The sequence below is a fragment of the Rufibacter aurantiacus genome (assembly GCF_017916345.1).
In the GTDB taxonomy this organism is placed as follows: Bacteria; Bacteroidota; Bacteroidia; order Cytophagales; family Hymenobacteraceae; genus Nibribacter; species Nibribacter roseolus.
Genome location: NZ_JAFMSV010000004.1, coordinates 524972 through 544254, shown reverse-complemented (window position 1 = coordinate 544254; position 19283 = coordinate 524972). Strand labels below are relative to the sequence as shown.

The window sequence follows — 19283 nt, the reverse complement described above, 5'->3', positions numbered from 1 at the left end:
TGATAAAATCAAAATATAAGTCTCTATAGCGCAGGTTATTCTTCTGGAGAGGCCAACCTTACTGAAAGATGTACCGTATTGATGCGGTGCTCATCCATAGAAAGGATCCTGATCTCAAATGGCGGGACCACTATCACATCGCCCGCCTTGGGTATTTCCTCCAGTACAGACAAGATAAAACCACCTAAAGTTTCATAGTCGCCCTCGGGCAGGTTAAGCTCGTACTTCTCATTGAGGTAGTCTATTTCCTGACGGGCGCTGAAGAGGTAAGAACCCGGCTGGGGCAGCGCCTGCTCCAACAGATCCTCCTCGTCATACTCATCATTGATATCACCCAGGATCTCTTCCATCACGTCTTCCAGGGTCACAATCCCAGAAGTGCCACCAAACTCATCCAGCACCAGCACAATGCTGCGGTGTTCGGTGATGAACTTCACAAAGAGCTCGCGGGCCAGCATGGTCTCGGGCACGGCTTCCATGGGCGTAAGGATCTCTTCTACCGTAGCCGGATTGTTGAACAGGGAAAATTGGTGGCAGTAGCCCAGAATATGGTCCAGGGAGTCCTGGTAGATGAGGATTTTGGAGTGGCCGGTCTCAATGAACGCCTCCCGCAGAACCTGTACGCCTTCTTCCAATTCTATGGCGTCAATCTCGGTGCGGGGCACCATACACTCCCGTACCTTCACGTTCTTGAACTCCAAGGCATTGTTGAAGATCTTGCTGTCCACCTCGCTAGAGGGCGCCAGCACAATCTCATCCGGGGAGGAGAGCCTTACCGCAAAGGGCTGAAAAGCCAAGGCGTTGGCCAGAACATCAGTCTCGTTTTCGTCCTCATTTGAAGAAAACAGGCCTGAAACCGCGGTAGACAGAAAAGTAATGGGGTAAAAAAGCACAAAGAAGAAGGCTACCAGCGGAGAGATCACTTTCAGCAGACTGGCGGCCGCCACCAAGCTGGCCAGCATACCCACCACCAGAAACAGCAGCCAGGCCAACAGGATAGTGGCCAGACCCGCCAATGCAAACGCAAGGAAAAGCTGTAAATACGGCTGCAGTAGCGCAGAAAGGCTTCCCAAGCCTCCTAAACCCAATAAAAGGAAACCCAATCCCAGACCTAACTGAATGGTGAACAGCGTCTGCTTCTCACGGCTCAGGAGAAACCCGATGATGGACTTTTGGTTTTCCGTGACCTGTAGTCTGATGTAGGCCCGCCCAATCTGCCGCAAAGCCACCTCTGCCACACTGAAGAGTAAAAGCAGCAGGAATCCTGCCGCGGCAATCATATACATGTAGGCAAGGTCCATAAAGCGGGGAAGATCAATGCTTTGCCTTGTTCATACGGAAAAGCATGAGAAAGATAATGGACAACATGATGATCCAATAGCTTTGCAGCACGCCGTTCACAATGGACTGGTGCACGCCAATGACCAGAAAAGCAACGGCCAGGGCCATATAGATGGTTTGTTTTAAGGTCATTGCTTTAAGACAAAAGAGCCGGAGAATTGCTTTAAGGTATAGTCAGAGAAATCCTGTTTGGCAGTAAGGCCCACGCCTGTTACCACTTCCTCAGTGCTGGTGATACGTACAAACTTGTCTGTGAAAATGCTTTGCTTCTGACGCTCCCAGAACAGCTCCTCGGTGTTCAATTGTTCATTCTTCACGATGTTTTTCACCACCACATCGTTGCGGGCCACATACTGGTCTTTGGCTTTGTCATACCGGCCGAACTTGGCCGTGATGATGGTAGTAGGCTTGCCTTCTTCGTAGAAGGTGATGTACATGCCCTTGGAGTAAATAATGTCTCCGTTCTGGAGCTGCTGTTCTACCGGGGCACTCAGCTTCAGTTTCATCTTCGCCGAGTCACTGTAGATGGTGACCTGGTTGTAGGTTTCTGAGGTGGGACCCTTGTACTCAATGGGCTTGATATTCTCGTCTGCCTTCTTACAACTCCAGCTCATCATCACGCCCAGGAGAAACACCCAGAGGAGCGGTGTCTTGATGCCCCAATACTTTGTCAGCAGCACTTGAATCTGATTACTCATTCCTTTAAACGGTTCAGATACCAGACCCAAAAATCAACTGTAGATTCAGGGGCCTGGTATCTGTCTTTTTATCTGAGTCTGTACGATGAATGTGGCTTAGTCAAACTTCCGTTTTATAAACCACCGGTTGTTGAAGGTGATGCCCAGGTTCACCCGCAGATACTGTTCTTTGAGGCCCGTGTTCTCCGCTTTCAGCTGCCCTACGGTGAAGCTGGTATTCAGGAGCGCCTGGGTGTAGTCTGGCGGACGGACGCCTCTGCCCAAAGGCAGGGAAAAACCAAAGGTAAGGGCCATGTCTTTCAGGTCATGGGCCCTTGGGGTAGCGTTACCCGGTGTAATGGCATTAACCTGGTTGTTTCCGTAGTAACCGCCAAAGCGGTAGGTTACCCTTTTAAAGTAAGAGCTCACCGAACCCGCATCTGGCGTGATCTCAGAACCAATGCCAATGCGGTATCCGTCTCCCAGTTCCTGACGGCCGCCTTCTTTGGCCAAGCTGAAGCCTCTGTATTCTGAGCCTTTGGTTTGGGTATAGTCAGCGCCCACCGACCAGTTTTTGTTATTATCAAAAGACAAACCAAGCTGCAGTATATGCGGCAGGGTGGTGTAGCCTTCCAGACTGTCGGTTACCAGGCTGGAGATCAGGGACTCATCCAATAAACGACGCTCCTGGGCTACCTGCCGGTCTGTGCTGATGTTGGCTTTGGTGGTATAGGTACCGCCAATGCCTAGGCTGGCTTTATCGCTTATCTTCTTCCGGTAGTGCAAGCCTCCTTTAAACATGAGGCCAGTGTACTTGGAAGTAGTGTGGATCAAAGTTTTCTGCAAAGCGCTGGTAGAATCTTCTCTATCTACCAGAATGGTGGATTCCTGGCGGTCAATGGTCCCGAAAAGGTAAGACCCGGAAACACCCGCGGTTAAGCCATTGGCGATTCTGAAACCGTGCGCAAAATAAACCTCGTTGATGCCCCCGGTGCCGTTGTACTCATTGTAAGAGGTAACGGTAGATCCTGACCCGGCCACTGGCGCCGTGGAGATAGTAGTGTAGTTCACCCGGCTGTAAGGTCTCAGGCCAATAGAAGTAGTCCATCGGCGCGAAAGCGGCAGAGCCAAAGACAGGTAACCAAGATTGGCGGTACCGTCTACCTGGGAGGTGTTCTTGTCAGACAACCGCTTCAGTTCAGAGGCTACGGCGGCTTCAAACGTCACGGAGTTGTTATAGTACAGCAGGGCTGGGTTAAGGTCATTGATGAGAGCAGCACTCCCGTTGGCCACCCCCACCTGTCCCATGCCGGCGCTGCGGATAGACCCGGTGCCGTGCACCAGATCGCCCACGCCGAAGCGGGAATAAGGGGAATTGGAAAGCTGTTGCGCCTGTAGTTGCTGTGACCCAATAACTAAACCAGAGATCAATAACAGGGCGCGGAAAGGCTTATACATTATACTCAAGTATTCGGTTTAACCCGATTAAAACCAATTCGGGAATGACAAAGATGCGTGCTTTTACTGTACTTTCAAAAAACGGGGCGTCGCCGCCGCACAGAATAACCGTCAACGGTTTGTATTGACGTTCATAATGTTGAATCATGCCTTCGGCCTCTGCCACTGCGCCGTAGAGAATGCCTCCTTGGATGGCTTCGGCGGTGGTTTTGCCGGGCCTGGGCGGTAACTCGTAGCCTTCCAGCAAGGGCAGTTTCCCGGTGAAGGTATGCACCGCCTGGTAACGCATAGTTACGCCCGGCGAGATGCTGCCGCCCTGGAACGTTCCATCGGCCTCCAAAAGGTCATAGGTGATGCAGGTTCCTGCGTCTATGATGAGGCAATGGTGGTCTTTGAACAGGTACTGGGCCCCTACCGCTGCCGCCAACCGGTCTACGCCTAAAGTATGGGGCGTGCCGTAGTTGTTGTGCACCGGCACCGGTGTCTGGGCATGGAACAGAATCCTTTGCCCCGACACCGGGATGTGCTGCACCAGTTCAGCCGATTCCTGGCTCACAGAAGACATGATGGCGTTTTGCAGGTTAACGCCCGCCAGCTCTTTCCCCAGTGCGGGGAAGTCTGGACAGGTGAACTGTTGCACCAAAAGCCCGTCTCTGAAGAGACCGGCTTTAATGCGGGTGTTACCCCGGTCTATCGCCAGATTCAGCATTCTATGAACGACAGATTACATAAAGTATTTCAGACGCACTACTTCTTTTTCGGTGAGGAAACGCCAGTTGCCTCTTGGCAGGTCTTTTTTGGTTAAGCCAGCGTATTGCACACGATCCAGCGTCACTACATCGTAGCCCAGGTGTTCAAAGATGCGGCGCACAATGCGGTTTCTTCCAATGTGGATTTCAATGCCCAAGAACTTGTTGCTTTCTCCCAGGAGCGCTACTTCATCAACTTCGGCTTTGCCGTCTTCCAGCATTAAGCCGTCCTGAATCTGCTTCACGTGTTCCTGCGTGATAGGCTTGTCCAGTTCTACCTGGTAGATTTTTGACACTTTGTTAGACGGGTGCGTCAGTTTCTGGGCCAGTTCACCGTCATTGGTGAAAAGGAGCAAACCGGTGGTGTTTCTATCCAAACGGCCAACCGGGAACATACGCTCTTTGGAGGCATTCTTCACCAGGTCCATCACGGTCTTGCGGCCTTCAGGGTCATCGGTGGTGGTCAGGAAGTCCTTTGGTTTGTTCAGGAGCACGTACACCGTTTTCTCACGGCTCAGGGTCTTGCGACCATACTGCACGGTATCCGTTGGCGCTACTTTATAGCCCATCTCGGTAACCACCTGTCCGTTTACCTTGATCTCGCCGGCGGCGATGAGCTCATCTGCCTCGCGGCGGGAGCAGATCCCGGCGTTGGCGATGTAGCGGTTCAGGCGCAGGTCTTCGTTGCCATAGGAGTCGTCTCTTTTCTTGCGGCGCTCTTCGTAGCGTTTCAGGTTATAGAAAGGTGCCTCCTGGGTTTCTTCGTCTGAACGACCAAAGCGCCCTTCTTTGAAACCTTTGCCGCCGCGGTCTCCGCGCTCAGGGCGGCTGTTGCCACGCTCTGGACGGTCATCACGTCTCTGGAAAGAAGGACGGTCCTCGCGGCCGCGGTTTTCACGTGGAGCACTGCGGTCAAAGCCTTTGCCCTCTTCCCGGCGGGCCGGACGCTCAGCGCTGTTTTCGTCCCGCTTTCCGGAAAACGGCCTGTTTTCGCGCGGTGCATCTCTGCGGCTGTCATCTGAACGGTTGAACCTGTCCTCACGGCGGTCACCTCCCCTGTTAAAGCCACGCTCTTCTTTGTCAGCGCCTCTTTCTCTGCGGTCATCGCCGCTGCGGTTGAAACCACGGTCATTGCGGTCAGAGGAGAAACCACCTTCGCGGCGATCTCCACCACGGGCTGGACGGTTATCTTCTCTGCCGGCGCCGAAAGACGGACGGTCTGTGCTACGGCGATCGCCGCCCCGGTCATCACGGTTGTTGAAAGAACGGCGTTCGCCTCTTTCGTCACCACCACGGGCTGGGCCTCTGCCACCTTCCCGACGGTCATTGAAAGAACCACCACGGCGGTCATCTCTGCCTTCGCGGTTGAACCCGCCTTCTCTGGCTGGTCTGCGGTCAGAGCGGTCCTCGCCTCCGCGTGGGCGGAAGTCAGAACGGTCATTGTTGCCTCTGTCTGGCCGGTCAAACCCACGGGCCGGACGGAAATCGCCACCTCTACGGTCGCTTTCCCTTCTGGGCGCACGTTCTCTGTTCTCGCGGTTGGTATTTATATCGCCCTCGCGGTCGTCGCGGCGCGGTCTGTCTGAATTATCTGAGTTTCTGTCCCGGTTGCGGAAGCCCTCTTCGCGGTTACCTCCTTCTGGACGGTCAAAGCGGGTGCCTCTGCCAAATACTTTCTTTCCTTCGTTCCAGGAATTGTTATTCCGTGGACGTTCGTTGCCTTCTTGAGGCGTATCTTCGTTTCTAGCCATGTTGTTGTGAAAAACTGCAGTATCGCTACTGTATAAAAGATGTGATTGTAAAAATTAGAGCGCGGCGGTCTCACCGATGCTGTTCTCTTCCGGGGCAAGGTCTCTGAGCTGCGGAAGGTCTTTGAGGTGGTTGATGCCAAAATACTCCATGAACTTCTGGCTGGTGCCAAACAGGACGGGGCGACCGATGGTATTGGCTTTGCCTTTGATTTCCAGCAGGCCTTTCTCCAGCAGGCGCTGGATGGCGTAGTCACAGCTCACGCCTCTGATCTGCTCTATCTGGGAGCGCGTGATGGGCTGTTTGTAGGCAATGATGGCCAGGGTCTCCAAGGCAGAGGCAGAAAGCTTCTTCTTGGATTTGTGTTTGAGTAAAATACTAACCGAGTCCTGATAGGCCGGCTTGGTCAAAAACTGATAACCACCCCCAATTGCGTATATCTGGAAAGCGAAAGCATCAGTAGAGAATTGAGCATTTAACTGCTCAATTCCCTCCAATACATCACTTACGCTCACCTCGGTGACCAGGGCCTCGGAAAGGCATTTCTGCAGTTCCTCTATAGACACGGGCGAGGTGGCACAAAATATCAGCGCCTGAAGATGGTTCAGTAACAGGTTCAAATTCTATGCGATTTAATTAGTCGTTGCGGCTCATTTTGGCCTCAATGGTGTGCTGCGTGTGCGGCACCGCCTTCAAACGCTCCTTCGGGATCAATTTGCCGGTCTTGATGCATACCCCGTAGCTTCCGTTCTTGATCCGGATGAGGGCGTTCTCCAATTGCTGGATGAATTTCAACTGCCGTGACGCCAACTGGTTCAAGCTTTCTTTCTCCTGGGTATCTGCACCGTCTTCCAGAACTTTGGAAGTAGAGGCCGTATTGTCAGTTCCGGAATCATTTCTGCGGCTCAGGGTCTCCTTTATAAAGGCTACCTCTTTGCGGGCGTTATTTAGTTTCTCAATGATGATTTCCTGAAATTCGTTCAATTCCTCTTGAGAATACCGCTGTTTTTCTTCACTCATGGCTTTAAGGGTTCGTAACAGTTTAGCTATAGTTTGTTAGTATAAAAGGTTAGCAGCCAAGCTAGAAGATCCTTCTTAGTAAAATACGCAGAATTTATACGATCCCCTGATTAATGAAAGTACTGCTACTTATTTTTTGCGCAAAAATACAATTAATATTTCTATAAAGTAAGCAGAGAATCAAAATGATAACTGAAATCTATAATTTTATTGTAATTAACTACTACTTTCTACTCTGTACCTGCCTTTTTGGGCCTATTTTTCAGCTTTTTGCCTTAAAACAGAAGCAGGTTTTCAGACTGTTTTGGAGGGGGGAATACAGCCTGTTTTTTACCTTTTAACATCTAAGGAATGTCTATAAAAGCAAGAAGACCAGCTACATCATAACTGGTCCTCTTGTTTAAACGTTTAGCACAAAATGTTTTAGTTAACCCAATTCAGCATCTGGATGGCGGTAGCCGCGGCTTCCACGCCTTTGTTCCCGTGCTTGCCACCGGCGCGGTCCCAGGCCTGCTGCTCATCATTGGTGGTAACCAACCCAAAGATTACGGGTTTGTTGAACTTGAGGCCTACCTGCGTGAGTCCCTGGGCTACGGCGTGGCAGATATAATCATCGTGCTTAGTTTCACCTTTGATGACTACCCCTAAGGCGATGACCGCGTCTATCTCGTTGCTCTGGGCCAGGAACTGGGCGCCCAAAGTCAGCTCAAAGGAACCGGGCACGGTGTTGCGGTAAATGTTCTCGGGCTTGGCGCCATGCTGCAGCAGCGTCTCGTAGGCGCCTTTGCACAAGGTATCGGTGATTTCTTTGTTCCACTCGGCCACTACCAGGCCAAACTTCTTGCCTGAAATATCCGGGAGATTATCTGAGTTATACTCACTAAGGTTTTTAAGGGCGCTTGCCATCTTTAAGGGAGTTTAAGGGAGCGTTGGTATCTCTGGACTTTGCGGTTTAGGCCTTTTTCGCCAAAAACGGCCCAGAAACGGTTCTACGCAAATTTGCATAAAAAAACAGAGCGGCTGCCGAATTTATTTTCAGCAGCCGCTCTGTTTTTATTTAACTCTAAGGAGCCTTATTTCTTGGCTAATCCCTCGGCACGGGCCTTGTATTTCTTGGCCTCGTTTACCTCTGGGCTTAACGGGTAGTCATTGATCACGCGGTCATACACTTCCACAGCCTCGGCGTACTGGTTCGCGGCTTCGTGGGCCACGGCAGCTTTCATGAGGTACTGCGGAGAGAAGAAGTCGTTGGCTTTGTGCTCAGCGGCTTTCTTGTACAGGGCAGCAGCCTCTTCTTTCTTGCCCAACTCCAGGTTAGCATCGCCTTGCAGGCTGTAGGCACGGGCCTGCAACAGAAGGTCATCAGACTTGAATTCCTCCAAGTAGTTCAGGGCCTCCTGGTATTTGCCTTGCTTAAGGGAAACAACACCCGCGTAGAAGTTAGCCAGTTTACCAGCCTTGGTGCTGCCGTACTCATCGGCCACGGCTTTGAAACCGTCGTTTTGGCCATCGCCGTTCAGGGCTTTGCTCAGGGAATCAGCTTCTAAATAGTATTCGGCCTGGAACATGGCCGCCAATGCTTCCTGGTTTTTGGTCTGCTGGTTCTGGTAATACAGGAACCCTCCAACCACAGCGGCAGCAATGGCTACAAAAATCCCGATGAACAGGTTTTTGTGACGCTCCACATAACTCTCCGACTTCAACAACCGGTCAGCCAGCGCATCCGGGTTTTCTAATAGCTCGAATTCGCCTTCTCGCTTAATTGTGTTATTTGACATCAGTAATTATAAAAAAGGATTTAGATGCTGTTCTTGAAAAAGCCCTGCCCGTTGAACCACAAATCGTTAGCTCAGGTTCCCACGGCCCTGGTTTTTTAGTCCATCACGTAAGGATAGTCTTTCTCTACGTAGATATCGGTGTACAATTCCTCGGGGGCTGGATAAGGAGATTTCTCGGCGAACTCCACAGATTCCTGCACCTGGGCCTTGATCTTATTATCAATCTCTTCCAGTTCCTGCTCCGTGGCGAAGTTGTTTTCCAGGATGGTGTAGCGCACGCTCTCAATGGGGTCCTGGTTGCGGTAGCTTTCCAGCTCTTCTTTGGTACGGTACTTAGCCGGGTCAGACATAGAGTGGCCTTTGTAGCGGTAAGTGCGGAATTCCAGGAAGGTTGGACCCTCACCGGCGCGGGCACGCTCAGCAGCGCGGGCTACGGCTTCGTGTACATCCTCGCAACGCATGGCGTTCACGGGCTCAGACGGCATGTCATAAGACAGACCCAGTTTGTACAGCTCGGTCACGTTAGACGTACGCTGCACGGAGGTACCCATGGCGTAACCGTTGTTCTCCACCACAAAGATCACGGGCAGCTTCCACAGCATGGCCATGTTGAAGGCCTCGTGCAGGGCACCCTGACGAACGGCACCGTCACCCATGTAAGTGATGGCTACGTTACCGGTCTTGTTGTATTTCTCAGCAAATGCCAAACCAGCGCCAAGCGGAACCTGGGCACCCACAATACCATGGCCACCTACGAAGTTTACTTCTTTATCGAAAATGTGCATGGAACCGCCTTTGCCTTTAGAGCAACCGGTGGCTTTGGCGTACAGCTCGGCCATCACAGCGTTAGGAGAAGTTCCTAACCCAAGCGGGTGGGCGTGATCGCGGTACGCGGTGATCCATTTATCGTCTTTGGTGAGGGCGGTGATGGCACCGGCCGCACAGGCTTCCTGCCCGATGTAAAGGTGACAGAAACCTTTGATTTTCTGCTGGCCGTATAACTGACCGGCTTTCTCCTCAAATTTGCGCATGAGCTGCATCATCTCATACCAGCGCAAGTAGGTCTCTTTTGAAAATGCTGGGGCAGCGTTTACCTTTGCCTTGTTCGCATCTTTCGTCTTCGCTGCTTTCGTCTCTGCCATACTGTATTTGTATTGGTAAGGGTTAAGTCAAAAATATTGAGACCTCGCCAAAAGCTTTATCAAGGTAGATGTAGCCTGGACTCGGTTCCGTAAGGTATTCTAAACATGCGAAATTAAGTAAAAATCTGTAAACAAGTTCATGCTCCTCGAAAATCTACACGTACTGCACTTCAAGAATTACGAGGAAGCCACCCTGCCTTTTTCTTCGCACATCAACTGTTTCATTGGCGACAACGGCAGCGGCAAAACCAACCTGCTGGACGCCATCCATTATCTGTCGCTCACCAAAAGCGCCTTCACCTCCTCTGACCTGCAGAACATCAAAGAGGGCGAGGAGTATTTCATTGTACGAGGCCGGTTTAAAACCGAAGAGAAAATAAGTGCGGTTCAGTGTTATTTAAAGACGGGCCAGAAAAAGATTATCACCTTAAACAAAGCGCCTTACGAGCGGGTGAGCGAGCACGTGGGCAAGTTCCCGGTGGTGTTGATCTCGCCGTATGACACCGACCTGATCAGAGAAGGCAGCGAGGAGCGCCGCAAGTTCTTTGACTCGCTCATGGCCCAGCTGGACCACTCCTATCTGGACCTGCTTATCCAATACACCTATATTCTCAAGCAGCGCAACTCGCTTCTGAAGCAATTCTATGAGAAAAGCTACGTAGATAAGGAGTACCTGCAGATCCTGGATGAGCAGATCATGCCTTTAGGCACCGAGCTGAGTATCAGGCGGGCCGCTTTCCTGGAAACGTTTGAGCCCGTGTTCCAGCGCCATTACCAGCACCTCTCAGACTCGCATGAGGTAGTGACCCTCGGGTACCAGAGCCAGTTGATCCGGCAGAACTACGCCTATCTGCTGGACCAGAGCCACCGCAAAGATCTGCTCCTGCAGCGCACCACCGTGGGCCCGCACAAAGACGATTTCGTGTTTTTGATGGACGGGAAGAGCGTAAAGAACTTCGGATCGCAGGGGCAGCAGAAGAGTTATGTCATTGCTTTGAAGCTGGCCCAGTTTGAGGTGCTTTCTTCAAAAAATGGCCAGAAACCGCTCCTGCTCCTGGACGATATCTTTGACCGCCTGGACGAGAAACGCATCACGCAGCTCATGCAACTGGTAGCCAACAACACCTTCGGGCAGATCTTCCTCACCGACACGCACCTGGAACGCACTGACAAAATTCTGCAACCGCTTTCTAACAACATCCGCCGGTTCAGAATCTCCGAAGGCACTGCTGTGACCATTGAGGATGAAGACCTGTAGCGGCGTTACACCGTAACGCCGTGGTTCTACGCAGCGGAACTGGGTCAAATCACCTGACACCACTTCTTGCAACCCTGTTTCCTGCTGTGTAGTCATGCTCGTTCTAGTGGAGGCGTTTTCGTTTCATGGAGCCTCGGCGTAACAGTGTTACGCCGCTACGGTAGAATTTGGTTCTCATTCGCTCCTATAGACGTTCTCATCAACTAGCACCACAGCAGTTCTCCTAAATAAATCTGTCCTCATCACCGTAAAAAGAAAAGAACTCTCGTATCAGGAGGAGGCGCTTTGAGGGTGTTTTCTGTAAAACAGTCTGTAAATAGCAGGTGTATAACTGAGGTTGATTTGGGGATAACCGAGTGGGTAAATTCATCTGGCCAAACCTCACCGAAACGCTTGAGATTAGAGTAATTTAGCGCCGTAGCAACACCTTAAAAGAGCCTCCTATGTCCCTGCGTCCGCTTAACCCCAGAAACCCGTTCATGCGCAAAGCCGATACTATCTCCTTGAAAGACAGTATTGATGCCATGCTCAAAGCCTATAAACTGAACGGAAAACTAAACGAGGTGCAGTTGGTGAGCTCCTGGGAAAAGATCATGGGCAAAGCCATCTCCATGAAAACGCAGGAGGTATTTGTGCGCAACCGCAAACTGTACGTGCGCCTTTCCTCAGCCCCGCTTAAGCATGAACTGAACATGGCCCGGGGGAAAGTGATGGCCTTGATCAACATTGAAATGGGCGAGCAGGTGGTTGATGATGTCATCTTCCTGTAGGCATTCAAACTATTGAAATTCGCCATTTCTGACGTATGATCTCAAAACATAGGTGGGTATTTACCCTTTCCCTGTTAACCCCATTGCTCCTGATAATGGCTGTTTTCTCAGCGGGCGGAGGTCATGGTTGGTATGGACCAGCGTTTTTTCTATTTCCCTGGGCATCAATTGTAATGGTATTCACAGCTTCCGAGGCAATGGATATGGAATTCCTTATCATTGGTTTAGGCCTACTTCAATATCCCATCTACGGATTTTTGATTGACTTAACTCTGGGTACATCACGCTTCAAGAGCACCTTCATGGGTTTGGTGGGATTACACTTTGTCTTTTTTATGCTATTACTACTCTATAGCAATAATACTTGGCGCTAACTGCTTGAGCGCTCATTGCAATTAGAAAGCAAAACACTCCTCCCTCTCTGTAATTTTCTGGCAAAACAGAGGATAAGCAGGTTTCCCGTTTTAGACACTTTTCCAGAAAACAGCGTAGAAACGGGCATGCAACCACCCAGACTTGAACCAGATTTATTCCGCCCGGTTTCCCACTCCCGTACCACGCTCACCGAGCTGATGATTCCCAGCTACGCCAACTTCGGCGGTAAGATCCACGGGGGTATTTTGCTTTCGCTCATGGACAAGGTGGCCTACGCCTGCGCCGCCAAGCACGCGGGCAACTATTGCGTTACCGTGACGGTAGACGGCGTCCATTTTCTGCAACCCGTGGAAGTAGGCGAACTAGTCAGCCTCATGGCCTCGGTGAATTACGTGGGCAAAACCTCGCTCATGGTGGGCATCAAAGTAGTGGCCGAGAACGTGAAATCTGGGTTTATGAATCACACCAATACCTCATACTTCACCATGGTGGCCAAAGGCGAGGACGACAAACCTGCCCAGGTTCCTGGCCTGCTCCTGGAAACACCGGATGACGCCCGCCGCTTTATTGAGGCCATCCAACGGAAAGAAATCAAAACCCGCTCAGAACAAGAATTTAAGGAGATCAAAACCAACCTGGAACTGCGCCAGAACATTACGGCCCTACTAGGGCAACGGTGCCAATTGGGGTTTGAGCTGTAGTCTACTTTAAGGCAGTTTTTGAGCACTTGGGGTAAAAACGGGAGCCGTGGTTTTGCAAGGTATTGAGGAGACTGCTGGTAGAACTACTTTCCAAGGGGGAACCTACCCCTTCCAGAGGGGAATTCCTCCTACCAAAGACAAAGCCAAATCATTGATGCATTCTCCAAAAACCTTGTTCAAGTCTGTGACTTGAACCTACCATAGCCGGAAGTTTAAAACTTCCATGGAGTGCCGCCTTAAACCAGCTTTGCTGATGCCGTGGCCCTAAGCCTCCTGCTTTTCCTCGGTCTGTCCCCCGACAGGCCAACCCATTATCCGCCTTTTTTCGGTTTGTTATTTCCGTCTGTCAGGGGACAGACCGAGGAATGAGCTTTTTGCGCATGACTGTTTCATTCCAAGTTTAGCTTAATCTAATCTTCAGTATTAGTCTACTAGGAACTGATATTTTCCAACCTCCTCCTTCTAAAGCAGCGGTGAGAGCAGGCGGGCGAGTTTCTCGAAGAGCTGCTTCAGGCGGGGTCTTTGCCTCCAGGCTTCCAGGTCAATTTTGGTGGCGTGCTCCAGATCCCGGTAAAAGATGCCGCGGAGCTGCTGGGAGAGATCTGTATCATAGACAACGGCATTCACCTCAAAATTCAGCTCAAAGCTGCGGTTATCCATGTTGGCGGTGCCCACCATGCTCACGGTGCCGTCAATCACGGTGGTTTTAGAATGGATAAAGCCTTTCTGGTACAGGTAAATCTCCACCCCGGCATGGAGCATATCGTCATAGTAAGACCAGGCCGCCGCGTTCACCAGCGCCGAGTCTGAGATGCCCGGCACCAGCAGTTTCACTTTCACGCCACCCAGTGCCGCCACCGTGAGTGCCTGCAGAATGCCTTCGCCGGGAATAAAGTAGGGCGTGGTGATGAGCACTTCTTCCTGGGCCAGGTAGATGGCCTGCAACAAGGAGAATAGAATGGTGGGCATGGGTGAATCTGGGCCGCTGGCGGCTATCTGCACGGGCGCATGGCCATCTGGGAGCGGCGGGGTCAGGAAATACCTCCGGTGCGGCGGCAGCATTTGTCCCGAGGCAAAATTCCAGTCGCAGAAGAAAAGGTACTGCAGATAGTAGATACCCGGACCGTCAATACGCAGGTGGGTATCCCGCCAGTACAGCCGTTTGCTTTCCTCGGGATGGTTAATGTAACGGTCGGCCACGTTGATGCCACCCACAAACGCAATTTTGGCGTCTACCAGAATGATCTTGCGGTGATTGCGGTAGTTCAGGCGGTTGGCCAGCAGCAGGAAACGCACCCTATGGAAAGGGAAAGCCTCCACGCCCGCAGCCCGAAGCTCGGCCACGTATTTCTTCCGGATAGACCGGCTACCGTAGTCGTCATAGATGAACCGCACCTGCACGCCTTCCTGCGCCTTCTGAATGAGTAGGTCTTTGATCTGGTTTCCGATGACATCGTCTTCAATGATGTAATACTCCAGGTGGATGTGGTGCCGGGCCTCCCGGATCGCCTGCAGCACCTCGGGGAATTTCTCTTCGCCATTCAGCAGCAGCTTCACCCGGTTCCCTCCCGTGAGCGGACTAAGCCCGTCGTTGAGTAAGAGCTTCACCAGTTCCCGGTAGCCTTGCACCTTCTCGTTGCTGGCCGCCAGCGTTTCCGCTGAGTAAGTTTCCACGCGGTGCTCCAGCTTCTGCAGGAAAATCTCATCTTCCACCAACTTCTTGCTGTAGATCCGGCGCTTCTTGTAGTTGATCCCGAAGGAGAAGTAGATGATGATGCCTACAAACGGCACAAAGATGGTGAACAGCAAATAGGCCAACGTTTTAGACGTAGAGCCCGTGTCATAGATAATGCGCAGGCACACCAGAGCCACCACCGTAAAGTAGACGATGTTCCAGATCAATAACCAATCTACGCTGTTCAGCAGGTACGCCACAGAATCTATGTTTCAGGTTTGTTTATGGAAATTTAAGCGTAAAACCACTTTAGCGTACGCTTTCGCCACACAACCCCAAAAGAAGCGCTTTGCTGGTTGCTTATTGCTCTCTGGGCTTCGCCCGATGTCTTTCCTCCGGCACCCCGAAGATGGCCCCATACATCTGCTGCAGGGTTTCTTTGGTCCAGCCCTTCACCCGGCCGCGCTGCATGACCAGTTTGTTGTCGACGCCTGCGGGGCTCAGGAAATAATGGAACGTGAAGCGGGCATCGGGGTTTTGCCAGCCCAGGATCTGCCCGTACCGCAGCACATTGAACACCAGCGTATCGTTCCAACGCTCGGCGGTGTAGTAGCCGGCGGCAAACCGTTTCAACTCCTGCACTTCCTCCGGGCTTACCGCCGAAGTCAGCAGTGCCTCATTTTTTGGGAAAAGCCTGAAATCCGTGGCATAATCATCCGGCGCGAAAACAGAGCGATGGCCCACGTAATAACCACTATCAGTAGCGGCCACGGCGTACCACAGCCAGTTATTGAACGGCGTAGGCGTGACCATGAGGCCAATATGCGGCACCTGCTTGTTCGCCAAAGAAGCTTCTATTCCCTCCTGGATGAGCGATTTATTTACCACCGCATACAGCAGATACAGCCCCGCAGGCAGCAAGCCCACCAAAGCCCATCGCTTTCTTACCGGTAAAGGATTTTTGAGAATCAACAGCGCAATTAAAGCCGCCACAGGCCAAATGGTGAAGAACGGATCTGCTACGTACAGCAGGTGAAAAGAGAACCGTTGGTGACTGAACGGCTCCAGCAATCCGGTACCGTAGGCGTTACAGGTATCCAGCAGATCATGGGCAATTATCTGCACCACAAAAAACAGGAAGAACTGCTGCCACCGTACCCCGCTGCTCCGGTGCCACTTACCCGCCAAAAACGTGAGCAGCACCGCCAAAAGCAGCCCGAAGAAAAAGGAATGGGTAAACCCGCGGTGTACCAGCAAATTCTCTGAGGGATGCAGCCAAAGCGCCGCCACCACATCCATATCAGGAAGGTTCTGGGCCACCACGCCGTAGAGCAAAGCCCGCTTCCCCAGCTTCCTGGAGAGCATGATCTCGCCGAGGCAGGCGCCCAAAGCAGCGTGCGTGAGTGAATCCATTTGGTTTCTGTTTGGTGTTTCTCTACGCACAGGAGCCAAAAGGCGTTTTGCAGCCGCTTCTCAGAAATCGAGGCTAAAACAGAGTTAGGCTCCAGACTTTTAATGGCGCCATTACGGCTTTGTTCTTACCAGTTATCATCAGAAACCATCAGGCATAAAAATCCCTCTTTCAAGGCTGTTTTGCAAAAAACGGCCTTGAAAGAGGGATAAGTCAAATCAGTTTGCGTGTGGATTACTCTTACGGAACCAGATGCTTTTCCACAAGTTTCTGCTGTGGATATCTATATCGTAAAATAACTTTCCAGCTGTTTGAGCGTGGTTTCGTCGGTTTTCATGTCTTCTATGACTTGGCCTTTCTCCAGCAGCACAATGCGGTCACAGACCTCTATTACGTGGCTAAGGTCGTGGCTGGAGATGAGCAGGGTCATGCCCTGGCGTTTGAGGTCTTTCAACAAGTTCTTGAGCCTGATCTGGGAGCTGGGGTCCAGGTTGGCGAAGGGCTCATCCAGGATCAAGAGTTCCGGGTCAGACATGACGGCGGCGGCTACGCCTACCTTCTTCTGGTTGCCCTTGGAGAAATCCCTGATGTACTTGCGCTGCTCCAGAATCTCGCCGTTGAAGAAATCGCGGAAGCGGTCCAGGAAAGCCTGCACGTCTCCGGTGGTCAACCCGTTGAGCTTGCCAATGAAAGCGAAATACTCCTCGGGCGTGAGGAAGTCAATGAGGAAGCCTTCGTCCAGGTGCGACCCAGTGTACTGTTTCCAGTCCTCGGTGGCGCGCACGTTCTCGCCCTTGCTGAACACCTCGCCTTTGGTAGGGCGGATCAGGTCCAGGATCATCCGGAAGAAAGTGGTCTTGCCAGCGCCGTTGTTGCCTACCAGGCCAATGGTTTCGCCTTTCTGTACGGTTAGCGCCGGGATGTTCACCACCGTTACGCCGTTGTAATTCTTTTGGAGATCGCGTACTTCTATCATCTCGTTATGCGGCTATTTTTTGAAATCAGGGTTAAAACTAAGCTTGCCGGAAACCGGCCGCAATGGCGTATTTCTCGCGCTGGAAACGGTTGACCACTATGCCCAGCAACTGCCTATGGAAAAGGAATCCCAGTAGACCAATGATGCCCACGGCCGCAATTCCCCACCACGGTTTGTCCATCAGCCCGAAGGGCAGATACACCAGGATTGGCAAAAGCAGCGCCGGCAGCATGAGAATGAACTGTGAGGCACCCACGCCCTGCCAGTTGAAGGAAGCGCTCTTGCTCAGGTCAATTCGCTTTTTATTGTAAGTACTCAGGTACAGCACCACAAAGGTGTTCACACCTATATTGTAGAGAAAGCAGGCCGTGTTGATGAGCATGATCTTGCCTCCGCTACCCGGCATGAGGCCATACAGCAGTGTCACCAGGTAAGCGATGGTACAGGCGGGCACAAACATCCAGAACTTGCCAAGGTAGAAGGTATATGGGCTCAGGCGCTTGGTAAGCAGGGCATCAAAGTGGGCGCTCTGCCAGCCCGGCACAAACTGACCGTAGCTCAGCATCATGAAACCCGTCATGAAAATGCCTGGAAAGATGAGCATGGCAAACCCCTTGGTGTACATTTCCTGAGTGTAGAAGATGAACCCATAAGCCAGGAAGAGGACAGACATCATGGTGGTGGACTTAGGCCGTTTGTGGCGCATGATCAGCTTCAACTCCAGCCCAATGAGCGTACCCAACTCCCCGAACCGCTGCAGGAAACCGATCTCAGCCGAAGTGCCCACCTTAGACTGTTTACTGATGCGCATTTCCTCTGGATAGGTGTGGGCAATCAGGAAGCGGTAGTTAAGCAGGTATACTGCCACCAGTAGCGCCAAAGGCACCAGCACCCAGACAGGGTTTTGCCCCAAGGCCCGGAAGAACGATCCGGAGGCCGCTCCTACTGAGATAAGGTTAAGGTAATCTAATGTGGCCAACGCAACTATCGCCAACAGGAACCCGAAGGTCACCAAGGGTTTCTCTACCAACTGTCGTTTAAAGTAAAGCGTCAGGAAATTGTTGATCAAGGTGATCAGGAACAGCCCCAGCACCCACATCCAGGCTCCGCCTAGTCCGTACACCTCCGGCAGCACTTTGAGCGCAAACGGGATGAACAACAGCAAAGACATGTAATTGAAGAAGCTGGTAATAGATTTCCAGAGCACAAAATGCACCAGTTTGCCTTTGCCCACCGGCAGGTGCAAATACGGCTGAATGCCCAGCACCGGCAACTCCTGCATGAAGAACCTAAAGGCCAGGTCAAACAGGAAGTAATACAGCAAAGCCCCATTGATCACCGCCACCGGATCTTTGTCTGGCCACGCCTTCTCAATAATCACGTCCATAAACGCACTCAGCGCCACCACATACAGCAGCAAAAGGAGCATGAAGAAGCCCAGCACCAGGTTCACGGCAAGGTTCTTCTGCCATACACTGGAACGAGTAGCTTCTTTCCATTGATGAGAAAGTAGAAGTCTGATCATAAAGGGAAGGTAGTAAGGAAGGCTGTTCCATTCGTTAGTATCCCGAACTGCCTAAATATTACAGCCTTGCCCTGCTTTTTCTTTGTCTGCCAAGGAAGTCTGTAGGATTTGTTGGAGTTGGCTGTGATTGCGATGGGAACGGTAAGAGGCAAGGCGGTGCCTGGTCTCTACCTTTTCTGGGAATGTTGGAATGCGTGGACCGGCAGGTGTAAACATTCCTCTACTTTTTCAAAGGAGTAATCTAGGAATATAATGAAAGGGGGAAGATTGAGGCCGAGGAGAACAATGGAGTAGGCAAAAAGCTTGTTCTGAGGCTAGCGCCTCACGGCAGTTGCAAACTGCCGGCCATTATAGGTCCAAGTCGCAGACTTGAACCATGGTGAATGAACCTACCCCTACCCCTCCGAGGAGGGGAATAAAAACCTGCCATATTTTGGGGTGGTTCGATGTTGCGAGCTGCAAAGGCTTTAACCAAAAGCACCAATTCCAGCCTTTCGGTGGAGCGCCTTGTCAGGTTCCGGTGCCGACAGGCATTGCGACCGAAGGGAGCAAAGGAAGCTGGCGCAGCGCGAGGCCGGAAGGCGGGGCCTCGCGGCCGTGAGCGCACGGAGAGATGCAATGCAACAATACAGTTCATGAACCCACGCAAACAACAGCGCCACGCCAGCGAAAGCGGAC

General features: G+C 51.8%; 18 protein-coding genes. 3 read left to right on the top strand and 15 right to left on the bottom strand.

Annotated features, from left to right (window positions below; genetic code table 11):
- Positions 1-35: 35 nt before the first annotated feature.
- The 11 genes from J3P34_RS17070 to pdhA form a co-directional block, all read right to left on the bottom strand.
- Positions 36-1301, bottom strand: a complete 1266-nt coding sequence (locus J3P34_RS17070; protein WP_210489841.1) for a hemolysin family protein — start codon at positions 1299-1301, stop codon at positions 36-38.
- A 13-nt stretch (positions 1302-1314) separates the two neighbouring features.
- A complete protein-coding gene (locus tag J3P34_RS17065; RefSeq protein WP_190300305.1) occupies positions 1315-1473 on the bottom strand; it encodes a hypothetical protein in 159 nt (52 codons plus the stop codon).
- Positions 1470-2039, bottom strand: a complete 570-nt coding sequence (lptC, locus tag J3P34_RS17060) for an LPS export ABC transporter periplasmic protein LptC (protein ID WP_210462646.1) — start codon at positions 2037-2039, stop codon at positions 1470-1472. Before lptC ends, J3P34_RS17065 begins: the two co-directional genes overlap by 4 nt.
- Before the next feature lie 96 nt (positions 2040-2135).
- Positions 2136-3476, bottom strand: a complete 1341-nt coding sequence (gene bamG, locus J3P34_RS17055; RefSeq protein ID WP_210489839.1) for a BamG family beta-barrel-assembly machinery protein — start codon at positions 3474-3476, stop codon at positions 2136-2138.
- Positions 3469-4185: a type III pantothenate kinase gene (locus tag J3P34_RS17050; RefSeq protein WP_210489838.1), complete on the bottom strand. Its 717-nt coding sequence runs from the start codon at positions 4183-4185 to the stop codon at positions 3469-3471. The genes bamG and J3P34_RS17050 overlap by 8 nt, the downstream gene beginning before the upstream one ends.
- Before the next feature lie 15 nt (positions 4186-4200).
- On the bottom strand, positions 4201-5976 hold the full coding sequence (locus J3P34_RS17045; RefSeq protein ID WP_210489837.1) for a pseudouridine synthase: 1776 nt from the start codon (positions 5974-5976) through the stop codon (positions 4201-4203).
- A 54-nt stretch (positions 5977-6030) separates the two neighbouring features.
- Positions 6031-6594 carry an SMC-Scp complex subunit ScpB gene (gene scpB / locus J3P34_RS17040; protein ID WP_210462641.1) on the bottom strand — a complete coding sequence of 188 codons (564 nt, stop codon included), beginning with the start codon at positions 6592-6594 and terminating at the stop codon, positions 6031-6033.
- Positions 6595-6610: 16 nt separating this feature from the next.
- Positions 6611-6994 (bottom strand): TraR/DksA family transcriptional regulator, encoded by a 384-nt coding sequence (locus J3P34_RS17035; protein ID WP_210462639.1) that lies wholly within the window; start codon positions 6992-6994, stop codon positions 6611-6613.
- A gap of 423 nt (positions 6995-7417) precedes the next feature.
- On the bottom strand, positions 7418-7900 hold the full coding sequence (gene ribH, locus J3P34_RS17030) for a 6,7-dimethyl-8-ribityllumazine synthase (RefSeq protein ID WP_210462638.1): 483 nt from the start codon (positions 7898-7900) through the stop codon (positions 7418-7420).
- 167 nt (positions 7901-8067) lie between these two features.
- Entirely contained in the window at positions 8068-8772 is a 705-nt protein-coding gene (locus J3P34_RS17025; protein WP_210489836.1) for a tetratricopeptide repeat protein, read from the bottom strand.
- A 95-nt stretch (positions 8773-8867) separates the two neighbouring features.
- The gene (gene pdhA, locus J3P34_RS17020; RefSeq protein WP_210462634.1) at positions 8868-9914 is read right to left on the bottom strand and encodes a pyruvate dehydrogenase (acetyl-transferring) E1 component subunit alpha; all 1047 of its coding nucleotides are present in this window, start codon (positions 9912-9914) and stop codon (positions 8868-8870) included.
- A gap of 139 nt (positions 9915-10053) precedes the next feature.
- Between pdhA and recF the strand changes: the two genes are divergently transcribed.
- The 3 genes from recF (at position 10054) to J3P34_RS17005 (ending at position 13018) form a co-directional block, all read left to right on the top strand.
- Positions 10054-11172 carry a DNA replication/repair protein RecF gene (recF, locus tag J3P34_RS17015; RefSeq protein WP_210489835.1) on the top strand — a complete coding sequence of 373 codons (1119 nt, stop codon included), beginning with the start codon at positions 10054-10056 and terminating at the stop codon, positions 11170-11172.
- Between the two features lie 443 nt (positions 11173-11615).
- A complete protein-coding gene (locus J3P34_RS17010) occupies positions 11616-11942 on the top strand; it encodes a DciA family protein (RefSeq protein WP_210462630.1) in 327 nt (108 codons plus the stop codon).
- 500 nt (positions 11943-12442) lie between these two features.
- Positions 12443-13018, top strand: coding sequence for an acyl-CoA thioesterase (locus J3P34_RS17005; RefSeq protein WP_210489834.1), 576 nt, complete (start codon positions 12443-12445; stop codon positions 13016-13018).
- Between the two features lie 462 nt (positions 13019-13480).
- Here J3P34_RS17005 and cls read toward each other — a convergent pair whose 3' ends face one another.
- The 4 genes from cls to J3P34_RS16985 form a co-directional block, all read right to left on the bottom strand.
- Positions 13481-14953, bottom strand: a complete 1473-nt coding sequence (cls, locus tag J3P34_RS17000) for a cardiolipin synthase (RefSeq protein WP_345890375.1) — start codon at positions 14951-14953, stop codon at positions 13481-13483.
- Between the two features lie 100 nt (positions 14954-15053).
- Positions 15054-16106, bottom strand: a complete 1053-nt coding sequence (locus J3P34_RS16995; protein ID WP_210489833.1) for a metal-dependent hydrolase — start codon at positions 16104-16106, stop codon at positions 15054-15056.
- Between the two features lie 281 nt (positions 16107-16387).
- Complete coding sequence (locus tag J3P34_RS16990; RefSeq protein WP_210489832.1) at positions 16388-17080, bottom strand: ABC transporter ATP-binding protein; 693 nt, start codon at positions 17078-17080, stop codon at positions 16388-16390.
- Between the two features lie 37 nt (positions 17081-17117).
- Entirely contained in the window at positions 17118-18605 is a 1488-nt protein-coding gene (locus tag J3P34_RS16985) for a DUF5687 family protein (RefSeq protein WP_210489831.1), read from the bottom strand.
- Positions 18606-19283 lie beyond the last annotated feature (678 nt).